The 13510-nt window shown below is 64.8% G+C and carries 14 protein-coding genes and 1 other RNA gene; 8 read left to right on the top strand and 7 right to left on the bottom strand.

The window, feature by feature from the left end; genetic code table 11:
• From ssrA to B2527_RS02145, 5 genes are all read left to right on the top strand, one after another.
• Positions 1-182: a transfer-messenger RNA gene (gene ssrA, locus B2527_RS02165) on the top strand; the annotation flags it as partial.
• 550 nt (positions 183-732) lie between these two features.
• A complete protein-coding gene (locus B2527_RS02160) occupies positions 733-1191 on the top strand; it encodes a hemerythrin domain-containing protein (protein ID WP_293705907.1) in 459 nt (152 codons plus the stop codon).
• Positions 1192-1480: 289 nt separating this feature from the next.
• Entirely contained in the window at positions 1481-1903 is a 423-nt protein-coding gene (locus B2527_RS02155) for a low affinity iron permease family protein (protein ID WP_293705906.1), read from the top strand.
• Positions 1904-1975: 72 nt separating this feature from the next.
• Positions 1976-2140, top strand: a complete 165-nt coding sequence (locus B2527_RS02150) for a hypothetical protein (RefSeq protein WP_293705905.1) — start codon at positions 1976-1978, stop codon at positions 2138-2140.
• 175 nt (positions 2141-2315) lie between these two features.
• Positions 2316-2528, top strand: a complete 213-nt coding sequence (locus B2527_RS02145; RefSeq protein WP_293705904.1) for a hypothetical protein — start codon at positions 2316-2318, stop codon at positions 2526-2528.
• A 48-nt stretch (positions 2529-2576) separates the two neighbouring features.
• Here B2527_RS02145 and B2527_RS02140 read toward each other — a convergent pair whose 3' ends face one another.
• Complete coding sequence (locus B2527_RS02140) at positions 2577-2927, bottom strand: VOC family protein (RefSeq protein ID WP_293705903.1); 351 nt, start codon at positions 2925-2927, stop codon at positions 2577-2579.
• A gap of 427 nt (positions 2928-3354) precedes the next feature.
• On the opposite strand from B2527_RS02140, the gene B2527_RS02135 reads away from it, so the two are divergent.
• Entirely contained in the window at positions 3355-3636 is a 282-nt protein-coding gene (locus tag B2527_RS02135) for a hypothetical protein (RefSeq protein WP_293705902.1), read from the top strand.
• 153 nt (positions 3637-3789) lie between these two features.
• Here the strand turns inward: B2527_RS02135 and B2527_RS02130 are convergent, their stop codons facing one another.
• The 4 genes from B2527_RS02130 to lexA are packed head-to-tail and all read right to left on the bottom strand — an operon-like array spanning position 3790 to position 9511.
• Entirely contained in the window at positions 3790-6870 is a 3081-nt protein-coding gene (locus B2527_RS02130; protein ID WP_293705901.1) for an error-prone DNA polymerase, read from the bottom strand.
• Positions 6867-8276, bottom strand: a complete 1410-nt coding sequence (locus tag B2527_RS02125) for a Y-family DNA polymerase (protein ID WP_293705900.1) — start codon at positions 8274-8276, stop codon at positions 6867-6869. The genes B2527_RS02130 and B2527_RS02125 overlap by 4 nt, the downstream gene beginning before the upstream one ends.
• Positions 8277-8282: 6 nt before the next feature.
• A complete protein-coding gene (gene imuA / locus B2527_RS02120; RefSeq protein WP_293705899.1) occupies positions 8283-8903 on the bottom strand; it encodes a translesion DNA synthesis-associated protein ImuA in 621 nt (206 codons plus the stop codon).
• Positions 8903-9511, bottom strand: coding sequence for a transcriptional repressor LexA (gene lexA, locus B2527_RS02115; protein WP_293705908.1), 609 nt, complete (start codon positions 9509-9511; stop codon positions 8903-8905). Before lexA ends, imuA begins: the two co-directional genes overlap by 1 nt.
• A gap of 102 nt (positions 9512-9613) precedes the next feature.
• Between lexA and B2527_RS02110 the strand changes: the two genes are divergently transcribed.
• Both B2527_RS02110 and B2527_RS02105 read left to right on the top strand, forming a co-directional pair.
• Positions 9614-10612 carry a GGDEF domain-containing protein gene (locus B2527_RS02110; protein ID WP_414716964.1) on the top strand — a complete coding sequence of 333 codons (999 nt, stop codon included), beginning with the start codon at positions 9614-9616 and terminating at the stop codon, positions 10610-10612.
• A gap of 39 nt (positions 10613-10651) precedes the next feature.
• Positions 10652-10807, top strand: coding sequence for a hypothetical protein (locus tag B2527_RS02105; RefSeq protein ID WP_293705897.1), 156 nt, complete (start codon positions 10652-10654; stop codon positions 10805-10807).
• A gap of 446 nt (positions 10808-11253) precedes the next feature.
• Here B2527_RS02105 and B2527_RS02100 read toward each other — a convergent pair whose 3' ends face one another.
• Both B2527_RS02100 and B2527_RS02095 read right to left on the bottom strand, forming a co-directional pair.
• Positions 11254-11952, bottom strand: a complete 699-nt coding sequence (locus B2527_RS02100) for an OmpA family protein (protein ID WP_293705896.1) — start codon at positions 11950-11952, stop codon at positions 11254-11256.
• A gap of 139 nt (positions 11953-12091) precedes the next feature.
• Positions 12092-13501 (bottom strand): cryptochrome/photolyase family protein, encoded by a 1410-nt coding sequence (locus tag B2527_RS02095; protein WP_293705895.1) that lies wholly within the window; start codon positions 13499-13501, stop codon positions 12092-12094.
• Positions 13502-13510 lie beyond the last annotated feature (9 nt).

The following is a 13510-nucleotide window of genomic DNA, read 5'->3' as shown; positions in this document are numbered from 1 at the left end:
TCATTATCACGGAACCGGCTTTGACGGCTGCCTGTCAGTCATCGCTTAACCAAAACAGGCTGGTCCTTGGGTGCGCTTTGCACACCGTGCTGCCACAGGACGAGACCCAACGGTGAGCTAAGCATGTAGGACCAGGGATGGAGCGCCTTCGGACGGCGGTTCAATTCCGCCCACCTCCACCATTAGATGGACCGTAACGGTCCCGATCAGGCCGGAAACCCAACAGCAACAAGGGTTTCCGGCCTTTTTTGTGTCCGCGTCCGTGTGCCGTTGTGCGTTTCAGTCCATGCGGCGGTGGGGGTACAACATGGGGTATCTGGGTAATCCCCCCGCTTTTAGCGGCTGCCTAAAGTGGAGCTATGCGGCCATTTGCCCCCGCTATCCCGGTCGGGGAAGATCGTACTGATTGCTCGTAGCGGTCACCGTCTTTCGTCCTGGGTGATGCCAAGGGCCAACGCAGGCTTGCGCCACACGGTCCAGCGCTTGACCTCTTCTCTCCTCATTTCGCTCATCGGTGCCTCCTTGGTGAAATCCAACACCGCACCAGGTATTCCGCGGGTCAATACAACGAAGCCTTGGCTGCCCAACCCCGGAAACAAGAAACCACCTGTTCAAACCAGCTTGGCTCGCGGCGACCCGTCACTGATCCAAACGCATAGCCACCTTCAGCTTCACGACTTCTCGGCACCGCAGGTCACACACTCCGCCTGACCGTCTTCCATCGGAGGCCGCATGACCGAGACCCTCTACGACGCCTTGCGCGAAAGCCATGAGAGGCAGCGCTCGTTGTGTCGCAAACTGCTGCGCTCTCCTCCGCATACGCAGCGGCGGCTGGAGCTGTTCACCGAACTGCGGGTGGAGCTGGCAGCACACGCTGCCGCAGAGGAACGCTTTCTGTATGCCCCCATCCTGATGCATGACGCGGGCCTGGATGCGTCAAGGCATGCATTGCATGAGCACCACGAAATCGACGAGATCATCGCGGACATGCGCGTGGCCGAAAAACTGGGAGCAGGCTGGATGGCCAAGGCGCGCAAACTCTCGGAAAAAGTACATCACCATCTGCGCGAGGAGGAAAGGAAGTTCTTCCAGGTCTCCGGCAAAATCCTCTCTGCCACCCGCAAACACCGGCTGGCTGCACAATATCGCAAGGACTTTGAACGCATGCGCAGATCGCTGGCTGCCGAATGAGCATTGTCGGACCCAGTCACCTCATCACAAGTACTGCGCTGACCAAGCACCGCTGAAGAAAATCTCTGGTCCAACCAGCGCCCCTCTTCGCCTGCATCGAGGCAGATCAAGAGGGCGCGCGTGGCTGGTGATTCACGATAAGCCAAACGCGATTAAGAAAGCGTAATCCCTGCGCTGTCGTGCAGATGCGCACGTGACAGCTGCGTGCCGTGTGTCCGCTGTTCACGCTTGCTCACACGCCACGCAACCGCAGCGTCAGACACTTCGCTCTCTGCCTGGAGATACGACAATGCGCAGCAGCCACGCTTTCAACAAGATGGCCAGCAAGGTCGCACGTTCAGCCGGATCGCTGACGGCCTTTCTGGCGGCACTCGGTGTCATCATTGTCTGGGCGGCCACTGGACCAATCTTCCACTTCAATGATACGTGGCAGTTGGTCATCAATACCGGCACCACCATCGTCACTTTCCTGATGGTATTCCTGATTCAACATACCCAGAACGTTGACTCCGCGGCGCTGCAGATCAAGCTCGACGAACTTATCCGCGCCACACAAGAGGCCAATAACGAGCTGCTCAACCTGGAAGAACTGGACGATGATCGCCTTGAGGAAATTCGCAGTCGCTACGAGGCACTGGCAGAAACCGCCGCCGCAGCGTTGGCAAAGAAGGACCAATGCATGCCACGCGCGGACACCGATCATCCGGCCTGAACAGCGACAGGCAAGCGTATGCAGACCGTTCCTTTGATCCCCGGATAACGCCACCTCACCTAGCATCGTGGCATGCACAACACACTGACCCGTGAACAACTGGATCGGTGGATCCAGGATCTCAGCCGTCGGCTGCAGCCGCAGGTAGCCAATGCCAGGCCGGGGGACATCATGGATGCCATCAGCCAGGAAGTGGAACAGGTGGGCACCTCGGTGGCAGCCCGCGACCGCGACTAATTCAACGATCAGATCCGCGCGCTCGGTGAAGAACTGGGTTGCCTGGGGGCCGGCAAGGCCGACCCGGCGCCTTGATCCGGCTGCACCGCAGCGCCCAAAACTGTGACGAAGATCTTTACGCCACCGTGACCAATGCCCCGATAACGTGACCTGCAACTCGGACACGTTGGTGGTCATGGCTTATCTCGGGCGTCACATCACCGCCAAGGAATGGACCGAATTACATGCTGCCTACGTGCAGTACGGCACCAGCGCCGGCTTCTGGGACACCTACCAGGCCATCATGGAGGCCGCTTCGTTCCGCACGGGTTGCCCCAAGCAGGTCGCCAACGAGTTGCTGCAGGCGGCGGTATGGTTGGGCGCGGTGAAAGACCCCCACTATCTCTGATATGACCGACTGGCCAACCTCCGGCGGCTAACGGTCAGCCTTGTTGGCTCAGGCGTGCTGCAGGATATTGACCAGCTTGCCCAATGGGTCGCGCACGAAGAACCGGCGCACCCCCCAGGGCTCGAGCACGGGGCCATACTCCAGCGCGATGCCGTGCTGCTGCACGCGCCGCAGCGCTTCGTCCAGGTCATCTACTTCCACCGACAGGTCCGGCACCGGCGTACCCGAACCGCCTTCGCTGGCAAAACCAATCTGCACCGTCATCTGGCAGGCACCGGCAAACGTCCTTATCCAACCACGGTCCATGGCCAGCTCCAGGCCCAGTATCTGCCGATAGAACAGGTCCGCAGCCGCAGGATCGGCGGTAGCGACGTTGGCGACAATGCGTTTGACCCTCATCAGCTTGCTCCCGCGTAGATCGCCCTGCCCTGGTGCCGGGCATGGTGGTTGTCACCGGTATGCAGAACGCTATCAGCTTCGGCCATTGTCTGCAGTCTACGTATGGGCGTATCCAAGCCTGTTCCCTGTTCATGACGTAATCGTCTGCCGTGCTGCCCGGCCTGCACTTCCGACGACCAGCGGCATCCTGTCGTGGAGGTTGGCGGCCGAGCTGTTATCGATTGGTCCAGAACGCCCTCTTCCAGCTCACATGCCAACTACAAAGCAAAGTGCGAGCCGTGCGCCAAGCCGCTGGCGGCGCAACTCCCCCAAGCCCAGCAGTAGGGAAATACCTACATAACGCCAGGAAGAACCCGCATTGAGTAGGAACGAACCTGATAGGACTATCTCCAACTTCTGAAAGGCAACCATCTTGCTTGGGGGCTTTATGAACGAAGAGTCCCTATGGACTTGCTTCAACGATCTGGCACAGGAACTGATCCTCTGCTCGTTCTCCCTGCGCGAGGAGGAGCGCAAGGAGAAACTGCTGGCGCTGCATATCACCGGGGCCAAGCTTGAGCAGCTGCTGTTGAACCGCCACGACGAGTACCAGGCGGTATGCCGCATGGAGGGCTTGATCTACCGTGCCAGCAGTGCGGTGAGTGCCGCCGCGCAGTGCGAGAACATCCGTGAGAAGAGCACACGGCAGTACAGCCATATCCAGTATTGAGACGGTTGCCGCCAGTCTTTTACCTGGGCCAAAGGCAGAGGCAAAGTCCGAGCGATTCCCGCCTGCGCGGGCAGGACGAGCGTGGGGCCAGCGCCGGGCGCAAGACCCAAGAAGAGCCAAAGCCAAAGCAGCAATCCTCGCACCCCGCCACTCTCAATGAAAATCCCGGCTGCGGACATTCAGGCTGCCCAGCAGTGCGGTCAGGTCGTCCATGCGTTTGGCGATGAGGTGGCGCACGCCGTTTTCGGCTTCCAGCCTGCCCCGCACCTGCATCAGACGTGATTCCAGGAATACCTGCCGCTGGCGCTCGGCCAGCTGCCGCCAGACCACCACATTGATCTGGCCAAACTCGTCCTCCAGGGTGATGAAGGTGACCCCACTGGCGGTCTGTGGCCGCTGCCGCCCGCGCACCAGGCCCGCCACCAGCACATTGCCATGGCTGGACATCTGTTCCAGGTCACGCGAGCTGCGGCAATGGCGTGCCTTGAGCTGCGGGCGCAAACGGGCAAGCGGATGGCGGGACAAGGTGGTACCCAGCAGCGCGTAATCCGCGGCCAGGTCCTCGCCCGCACTGGGCATGGGCAGGGCCACGCTGCACTCGGCTATCGCTGGCTGGTCATCGAACAAGGGGCGCGCGTCCTCGACCCCGGCAATGGCCCAGCGCGCACGATGACGATGCCCGGCCATGCCACGCAATGCGCCCGAGTCGGCCAACAAGGCGCGGGCGCGTGTATCCAGCCCCGCGCGGCGGCACAGGTCGGCGATATCGGCAAAGGCCGTGCGCGCCCTCGCCTGCTCGATGCGCTGCGCGTCTTCGGCACTGAACCCCCGTACCAGGCAGAAGCCAAGGCGGATGGCCAGGCGTCCATCCTGCTCCGGTTCCAGCGAGCACTCCCAGCCGCTGTAGCGCACATCCAATGGCCGCGTCGCCACCCCATGCCGGCGCACGTCCTGCAACAACTGGTCAGGGCTGTAAAAGCCCATCGGCTGGCTGTTGAGCAGGGCGCAGGCGAATGCCGCCGGGTGATGGCACTTCAACCAGCTGCTGGCATAGGCGATCAGCGCGAAGCTGGCGGCGTGGCTTTCGGGAAATCCATAGCTGCCGAAACCCTTGATCTGCTCGAAGATGCGGTCGGCAAAACCCTGGTCATAGCCGTTCTTCAACATGCCCGCGGTCAATCGCTCGCGGTGGTGTTCCAGGCCGCCGTGGCGCTTCCATGCGGCCATCGAGCGGCGCAGTGCATCGGCCTCGCTGGCGCTGTAATCGGCGGCCACCATGGCGATCTGCATCACCTGCTCCTGGAACAGCGGCACGCCCAGCGTGCGCTCCAGTACCGCTTCCAGCGCTGCCGATGGATAGCTGATGGGTTCTTCCTTCCTGCGCCGGCGCAGGTAGGGATGCACCATGTCACCCTGGATGGGGCCGGGGCGGACGATGGCGACCTCGATCACCAGATCGTAGAACGTGCGCGGTTGCAGCCTGGGCAGCATGGCCATCTGTGCGCGCGATTCGATCTGGAACACGCCCACCGTGTCGGCGCGACTGATCATGGCGTAGGTGTCCTTGTCCTCCTGCGGAATGGTGGCCAGCGTGTAGTGCAGGCCACGATGCCGCTGGATCAGGTCGAAGCAGCGACGTACCGCGGTGAGCATGCCCAGCGCCAGCACATCGACCTTCATCAGGCCCAGGTATTCCAGGTCATCCTTGTCCCACTGGATCACGGTGCGGGCGTCCATCGCCGCGTTTTCCACCGGCACCATGCTGTGCAATGCACGCTCGGAGATGACAAAGCCGCCGGGGTGCTGGGACAGGTAATGCGGGAAATCGATCAGCTCCCCGGCCAACACCAGGATCCTGCGCAGCAAGGGGCTGTCCGGGTCGAACCCGTGCTCACGCAGCCGCTCGTCGTCGGGAACGCTGTCCGACCACTGGCCAATGCAACTGGTCAGCTGGGTTATGGCATCGCCCGGCATGCCCAGTACCCGCGCCACATCGCGGATCGCGCCGCGCCCACCGTACTGGGTGGCCACCGCCGCCAGCGCCGCACGCTCGCGGCCATAGCGCGAGAACACGTACTGGATGACCTCCTCGCGTCGCTCATGTTCGAAGTCCACGTCGATGTCCGGTGGCTCGTCGCGGTCCTCGGAAATGAAGCGCTCGAACAACAGGTGGCTGTGCGAAGGGTCCAGCTCGGTGATGCCCAGCACGAAGCACACCACCGAGTTGGCCGCCGAACCGCGCCCCTGGCAGAGAATGCCCAACTCGCGCGCATGCCTGACCAGGTCATGCACAGTGAGGAAATAAGAGGCGTATTGCTTCTTTGCAATCAGCACCAGCTCCTTGTCGATCAGCGCCTGTGCCTGCGCCCGCGTGCCTTCGGGCCAGCGGCGGCGCGCGCCCTGCACGACCAGCTCGGCCAGCCAGCTCTGCGGTGTATGCCCGTCCGGCACCAGCTCGCTGGGGTACTGGTAGTTCACCGCCTGTTTCAGGTTGAAGCCACTGCAGCGTGCTGCCACCTGCAGGGTTTCCTGCAGCAGGTCGGGCGGATAGATCGCCTGCAGCGCCGCCAGCGGGCGCAGGTGGCGCTCGCCATTGGCAAACAGCAGGTGTCCGGCCTCGGCCACCGTTACACGGTGACGGATGGCCGTCATCACGTCCTGCAGCGCCCGTCGCCCGCGGGCATGCATATGTACATCACCGGCCGCCACCAGCGGCAACTGCAGGCTATCGCCAAGCGCGCGCAACTGCTGCAGGCGCCCAGCGTCATCGGCGCCATGGTGCAGTTCCACGGCTATCCAGCAGCGGTCTGGAAACCATCCGCGCACGCGTTGGCCCTGTGCCATTTCCGGTTGCGGCGGCGGCAGCCACAAGGCCAGCAGGCCGCTGCGGTCGACCTTCTCCAGGTCTTCAGCCAGTAACTGGTACTCGCCTTTCTCGGCGCGCCGGCGTGCCCGCGTGATCAGCCAGCACAGGCTCTGGTAACCGGCCGCGTCTTCCACCAGCAGCACCAGCCGCGGGCCATCGGCCAGCTGCATCTCGCTGCCCACGATCAGCGGCAGGCCACATGCCTCCGACGCCCTCAAGGCACGCACGATGCCGGCCAGCGAGCACTCGTCGGTGATCGCCAGCGCCTTGTAGCCGTGATGCTGGGCACGGGCGAACAATTCGTCGGCAGTGGAGGCACCGCGCTGGAAGCTGAAGGCCGACAGGCAATGCAGTTCGGCATAGCTCATGCGAACCAGCCCTGCAGCATGAAGCTGCCATCGCCACCCACCTCGCGCCAGGCCCAGCCGTGCTGGCCAAAACGGCTGGCCACGCGGTAATAGTCGCGGCGCACATCGTCGCCGTCCCACCAGCCACTTTCGATCCGCTCCGGACCGGACAACAACGCCGGGCTTGCGCCGGGCCAGGGCTGCGGACGCCGCAACAACCAGCCCGGGCGCGCGGCATTGGCCAGCTCGGCCCCGCCGCCACCGCTGGTTTCAGGGCGCCAGGCATACTCGGGACGATGATCGGCATGGCTGCGCAGCCCCTGCACCGCCTGCTCGCCCAGACGTGCGCGCAGGCGTTCACGCAACTGCTCCCAGGGCACGTTCTGCTGCGGGCGGGTGTCAAACAGCTCGCGGTATTCGGGCACGAAGGCCGGCAACTGGTCCGCACGCAGGCCGAACTGCCGTACCGGCGCGGGGATCTTCGCCTGCTCAAGGCGGCTGCGGGCAATCTCGAACAGCAGCGCCGCATCGCGCTCGGCGGCCAGCAGGCCGATCTCGATATTGGTCTGCGGGTGGTCCTCGTGTTCCAGCAGCAAGGCAAAACGCTGCACGCTGCCGTCGCGCCCGGCCAGGAAGGCGGCAAGATCGGAGGTAAGCCGGCGCAGCGGGAACAGCAGCGCCTGCGAGGTTTCCACCTCATAGCCCAGTTCGATGCGCAACTCGAACACATCCGGCGGTTGGTAGGGCTGCAGCACGAACGGGCGTACGCCCAACAGTGCATCCAGCTGCTGCAGCACGGCAGGTGCAAAGCGCCGGTTGATGCTGTCGCGGGGCAAGGCCTGCAATTGCTTGACGGTGCGGATACCCATGCCCGCGAACGCCGCCGTAGCTGCCCCAAAACCGGCACGGGCCACCGGCAGTTGTGCCAATGCCGCTGCCAGCCCGGCCTCGTCCACGGTCCACCCATCACGGGCATTGGCCAGGGCCCGCGCCGCCACCGGATTGGGGGCCAGCGCGATACGGTGGCGGAAACCCAACGACTGCAGCTCCTGCCGCAGCCGGGCCTCGAAACGTGGCCACGGCCCGAACAGGGCCAGGCTGTGTTCGATCTCGATGATCAGCGCCTGCGCGTACTGCAGGCTGACCTGTGAACTGAAGCGATAGGCCCAGGCCGCCAGCAACTGATGCCAGTGCGCTTGCGCATCGGCCTCGAAGGGATGCGTTTCAAATCCCGTCGCCAACGCCTGTGCGGTGACCAACGATTGCCCCGCCTTCAGCCCCAGCGCGGCGGCGGCGGGATTGACCGCATGCAGCACCCGCCGCTGGCTGGGCCCGCTGATCAGCACACGTGGCGCTGTCGGCTCCGCGCAACCGCGCAGCACGCCGTCCATGGCCATATGTGGCAGCAGGATGCAGGCCCAGCGCATGGCCGTTCACTGCGCCCGTGCAAACGGCAAGGGGCGCGAAGGCGGCATGCCGCCCCGGCATTTCAATACCCGCAGCTGCGCCGGCTGTGCATCGATGGCGATACGCAGTGCCGCTGGCGAGGGGTTGCGCACCGCTTGCAGAGGCCGGCAGGCAAAGCCCAGGGTCTGCCCGGACTCGGCCGCAACCTGCAGCCGTCGCAAGGCCTTGTCCTCGGCCAGCTGCGGCCAGCACAGCACCGCCCCGCAACTGCCCGAACGCAGGCACTGTTCACTGGCCCACAAGGCGTCGCGCAACTCCGGCGCCTCCACCACCTGGATCTGGCGCAGGTCCACACCCGCTGCCTGCCAGGCCGGCGCATAAGGCAGATGCGGCGGCGCAACCAATACCACCCGCTCACCGGCCTGGGTCAGCCGCGCCAGCGATGGCCACAACAGCCGCAGCTCGCCCACGCCATCGGCCGGCAACAGGATTTCGCTCAATGCCGATTCCGGCCAGCCACCGGTCGGCAGGACCTCATCCAGCAGGGCATGGCCGGTCGACTGCCGGCTGGGTGGCAGGGGTGCAGGCTGCCCGCGCCAGATCCGGCGCTCGTGCAGCAGGCTGTCGATGGCAACAACCGCCCCCATCAGCCGCGCCGCACCAGGCCGCAGAACACGCCTTCGACCGCGAACTCCTGGTCGGCCTGCACCACGATCGGGGCATAGGCCGGGTTGCGCGGCAACAGCCGCAGCTGCCCGCCCGCCAGTGACAGCCGCTTGATGGTCAGTTCCCCGTCCAGCCGCGCCACCACGGTCTGTCCGTCGCGGGCATCACTGCGGCGGCGGACGCCTACCAGGTCACCGTCCAGGATGCCGTCCTCGATCATCGAGTCTCCCTGCACCCGCAGCAGGTAATCCGGCGCAACCGCGAACAGGCGCTCATCCAGCGCAAGGATGTCCTGCAAGCCGGCATCGGCCCCGATCGGGCTGCCCGCCGCAACCCGGCCCAGGATCGGCACCTGCAGCAGTTCGGCCGCCGCGGCCATGCCCACCGGGCGGATGCCCCGGGCCTGTCCCGGCGCGACCTCGATCAGGCCGGCCTCGGTCAGCGCCAGCACATGCTTGCGCGCCGCCCCGCGCGAGGCCAGCCCACAGGCCGAGGCGATCTCGGCCAACGACGGCGGCTGCCCGTGCCCGGCAACCCGGTCACGGATGAAGGAAAGGATGGCGGCACGGCGGGGGCTGAGGGCTCTCATCGAGTACATTTGTACTCCATCTACACAAAGCCCGCCAGACGCTAAGCACCTGTATTCAGCTACACACCGGCCACACCGGCGCACTGCTATCTTGCCCGCGCTATGACGCGCGCCGGCAAACGCCCTCCCCTCCCTTCCCTGCCGCAGGAACTGCGCAGCGTGCCGCTGCGCACGATCGCCCCGGTGGCGATGCTGGCGTTGCTGTTCTTCACCGTCTGGCTGCTGCTGGACGACCGCCTTGCCGCCGCTGCGCTCAGTGCGGCACTTACCGTGCTGGCATTGTTGGCCACCGTGCTGATCCATCGCCACCGCCCGCATCTGCAGACCGGTGGCGTGCTGCTGTGCCTGGCCAACATCGGTGGCTGCCTGTTGGCCGCCTGGTTGTTCGGCCGCGATGCGCTGCCATGGACCTACCTGGCCTTGATGTCCAATTTCTTCATCGTGCGCAACGGCATTGCCACCCCGCTCAATCTGCTGCTGGCCGCCGGCCTGCTGCTGATGCCGTCGCTGCTGCTGGGGCCAGCGCGCTTGCAGGCGCTGGTGGTGATCACCCTGGTGTTCGGCTTTGGCTACCACTTTTCGCGCCGCCTGCAGGGCGACCGCACCCGCCTGGAACAACTGGCCACCCTGGACGCATTGACCGGCCTGCCCAACCGGCGCGCACTGGAAAAGGCTTTGCAGCAACAGACCAACGGTCTACGCGAGGCCCGTTTCCGGCAGGGGCTGGTGGTACTGGACATCGACCACTTCAAGGATGTCAACGACCGCTATGGACATGCTGCCGGAGATACCGCGCTGTCCGATCTGGCCGCCATCCTGCGCTTTGAACTGCGCGAGAACGACCAGGTATTCCGCTTTGGCGGCGAGGAGTTCGTGGTACTGGCCGATGTCGGCAGTCGCGAAGCCCTGGCCTGCTTCACCGAACGTCTGCGCAAAGCGGTTTACCAGGCCCTGCGAGGCCCAGGGGGGCGCATCACCATTTCCCTCGGTGCGGCCATGTACGCTGGCGAGGAGCGCTGGCAGGACTGGTTTGCCCGCGCCGATGCAGCCTTGTATGCCGCCAAGGGCCAGGGCAGAAACAGCGAGGTAGTGGCCGAGTAGCGCTGGCTGTGGCTGCAGCGCTTCTTTGGCTTTGGCTTTGTGGCTTTGGCTTTGGCTTTGGCTATGGCTTTGGCTTTAGCTTTGGCTTTGGCATTGGCTTTGGCATTGGCTTTGGCATTGGCTTTGGCATTGGCTATAGCTATGGCTATTCCCTTCTCCCGCCTGCGGGAGAAGGTGGTGCGCAGCACCGGATGAGGGGGCTTTTCCGCTTGATCGCGAAGAGCCCCCTCACCTGCCCTGCGGGCATCCTCTCCCGCCAGCGGGAGAGGCGACTGCAACAGCAGAACGCCGGATCAGTGGGGCTCCCCGCTTGATCGCGAAGAGCGCCCTCACCTGCCCTTCGGGCATCCTCTCCCGCCAACGGGAGAAGCGACTGCAACAGCAAAAAACCGGATCACGGGCGCTTTTCGCTTGATACCGAAGAGCACCCTCACCTGCCCTGCGGGCATCCTCTCCCACCAGCGGGAGAGGCGACTGCAACAGCAGAACGCCGGATCAGTGGGGCTCCCCGCTTGATCGCGAAGAGCACCCTCACCTGCCCTGCGGGCATCCTCTCCCACCAGCGGGAGAGGCGGCTGCAACAGCAAAAAGAAAGGCCGCTTGCGCGGCCTTTCCTGTACATCAGCAGATGACAGCTACGATCACGAACGCAGCGGGATCACGCGGATCTCGACGCGGCGGTTCTGGGCACGGCCAGCGTCGGTGCTGTTGTCAGCGATCGGGTAGGCCTTGCCTGCACCCAGGGTTTCAATGCGCTCACGCTGCACGCCCTGGGCGCTCAGGTAAGCGGCCACGGCGTCGGCACGCTCCTTGGAGATGCGGTTGTTGACCGCGTCGGTGCCGATGCTGTCGGTGTGACCAACCACTTCGATCATGGTCTGGTTGTACTCGCTCAGCGTGCTGGCCACGCCATTGAGGGCACTGTAGAACTGCGGCTTGAGCGTGGTCTTGTTGAAATCAAAGGTAATACCGTCGGGCAGGTTCAAGGTGATGTTGTCACCCTGGCGCTGCACGTCGATGCCGGTGTTGGCGGTGCGTTCACGCAGTGCGCGCTCCTGGCGGTCCTGGTAGTTGCCTACTGCGGCACCGCCCAGGGCACCGATACCGGCGCCCACCATGGCGCGCTGACGGCGCTCGGTGGCGCTGTCGCCGCTCAACAGGCCGGCGGCCACACCAATGGCGGTACCGATCAGGGCGCCCTTGCCGGTGCGGTTCTGCTGCTGGGTCTGGTTGCCGTACTGGTCCTGCTGCACATACGAACCGCCCGTGGCACAGGCCGAGAGAACGGCCGCTGCCACCAAGCCAATGGAAAGGTTGCGCACAACGGTGAGCGTGGTCATCTGAGTCTCCTTGATCGGCCGGGCTGGCCTGCGTGGATTTGCCGGGCAAGGATAAACACCCAAGCGCAATGTAAGCATGATGAAACTCCCTATTCAGGGGGATTCGTTCATCTAGCTGTCCGCGCCGTTAAAGTGGGCGTCAACGGCAACGGTGATAGGCCGCCAGCGCCGCTTCGCGACCTTCGCCCAGATCCACCAGCGGCTGCGACGGATAACCCGGCGCGTGCGCGGCCAACAGCTGCGGCCATTGCCAGGGCGCGAACCGCGCCTTCAGCGGCAGCGCCGCCAACTCTGGCACCCAACGGCTGATATAGCGTGCCTGCGGGTCGAACTTCTGCGCCTGGGTTACCGGATTGAACACGCGGAAATACGGTGCAGCATCGGCGCCGGTGCCGGCGATCCATTGCCAGCCCATGCTGTTGTTGGCCAGGTCTGCGTCCACCAGCGTGTCCCAGAACCAGCGCGCGCCGTGCAGCCAATGCATGCGCAGGTGCTTGCACAGGAAGCTGCCCACCAGCATCCGCACGCGGTTATGCATGTAGCCGGTGGCCCACAACTCGCGCATGCCGGCGTCGATGATGGGGATGCCGGTGCGCCCCTGCTGCCAGGCCTGCAACAGCGCCGCCTGCGGCTGGGCCCAAGCAAAGTGCCCGAAGCGCGGGTTGAGGTTGTGGTCGCTGGTCTGCGGGAAGTGATGCAGCAGATGCCAGGAGAACTCGCGCCAGCCCAGCTGGCGCAGGTAGCCATCGATGTCGGCATCGCGCCCGGCACTGCGCAGGCCTTCCAGCACATGGGCAATGCGCCAGGGCGCGATCTCGCCGAAATGCAGGTGCGGCGACAACAGCGAGGTGCCGGTGCGGTCCGGCAGGTCACGCTGCTCGCGGTAGCCGTTGAGCGCGCCGTCGCAGAACACCTCCAGCGCTTCCAGTGCGCCGGCCTCGCCGGGCTGCCAGTGCGCCCAGAAGCCACTGTCCCAATCCAGCGCCGGCTGCAGCTGCAAGGCCTCCAGCGGCAGACTGGCGACCGTGGGCGAAGGCAGCGCAGACGGGACATCCCACAACGCAGGCAGGCGCCAGCGGGTCAGCGCGTTGCGCCAGAACGGCGTAAATACCTTGTACGGCCCACCCTGCTGGGTGGCCAGCTCCCAGGGCTCGAACAGCAGATAACCGTTATGGCTTTCGGCCAGCAGGCCCTGTTCGCGCAGGCCACGCTTGATCGCCGCATCACGCGGCTGGGTGGCCGGCTCGTACTTGCGGTTCCAGTACACCGCCTCGGCACCGCTTTCGGCGATCACCGCCTGCAGCTGGGCCATGCTGTCACCGGCGCGCAGCACCAGCGCCGAGCCGAGGTCACGCAATTGGGTATCCAGGCCCTGCAGCGAACGCTGCAACCAGGCATTGGATGCCGCACCTGGGGCCCATGCGCCCTCTTCCGCCGGCGCATGGATATACAGCGGCACGATCTGGTGCCCTGCCTCGATGGCCGCCTGCAGGGCCGGATTGTCGCGCAACCTCAGGTCACGCCGGAACCAGACGATGGCGGTGGACATGCGCAGCTC

Origin of the sequence: Stenotrophomonas sp. UBA7606, from assembly GCF_002477705.1 — a bacterium.
Lineage (GTDB): Bacteria > Pseudomonadota > Gammaproteobacteria > Xanthomonadales > Xanthomonadaceae > Stenotrophomonas.
Note: the sequence above shows the minus strand (reverse complement) of the source record. Positions and strands in the feature narration are given on the sequence as shown.

Coding starts and splice junctions, on each gene's coding strand:
- B2527_RS02160 (WP_293705907.1), top strand. CDS start 733: ATGACCGAGACCCTCTACGACGCCTTGCGCGAAAGCCATGAGAGGCAG.
- B2527_RS02155 (WP_293705906.1), top strand. CDS start 1,481: ATGCGCAGCAGCCACGCTTTCAACAAGATGGCCAGCAAGGTCGCACGT.
- B2527_RS02150 (WP_293705905.1), top strand. CDS start 1,976: ATGCACAACACACTGACCCGTGAACAACTGGATCGGTGGATCCAGGAT.
- B2527_RS02145 (WP_293705904.1), top strand. CDS start 2,316: ATGGCTTATCTCGGGCGTCACATCACCGCCAAGGAATGGACCGAATTA.
- B2527_RS02140 (WP_293705903.1), bottom strand. CDS start 2,927: ATGAGGGTCAAACGCATTGTCGCCAACGTCGCTACCGCCGATCCTGCG.
- B2527_RS02135 (WP_293705902.1), top strand. CDS start 3,355: ATGAACGAAGAGTCCCTATGGACTTGCTTCAACGATCTGGCACAGGAA.
- B2527_RS02130 (WP_293705901.1), bottom strand. CDS start 6,870: ATGAGCTATGCCGAACTGCATTGCCTGTCGGCCTTCAGCTTCCAGCGC.
- B2527_RS02125 (WP_293705900.1), bottom strand. CDS start 8,276: ATGCGCTGGGCCTGCATCCTGCTGCCACATATGGCCATGGACGGCGTG.
- imuA (WP_293705899.1), bottom strand. CDS start 8,903: ATGGGGGCGGTTGTTGCCATCGACAGCCTGCTGCACGAGCGCCGGATC.
- lexA (WP_293705908.1), bottom strand. CDS start 9,511: ATGAGAGCCCTCAGCCCCCGCCGTGCCGCCATCCTTTCCTTCATCCGT.
- B2527_RS02110 (WP_414716964.1), top strand. CDS start 9,614: ATGACGCGCGCCGGCAAACGCCCTCCCCTCCCTTCCCTGCCGCAGGAA.
- B2527_RS02100 (WP_293705896.1), bottom strand. CDS start 11,952: ATGACCACGCTCACCGTTGTGCGCAACCTTTCCATTGGCTTGGTGGCA.
- B2527_RS02095 (WP_293705895.1), bottom strand. CDS start 13,501: ATGTCCACCGCCATCGTCTGGTTCCGGCGTGACCTGAGGTTGCGCGAC.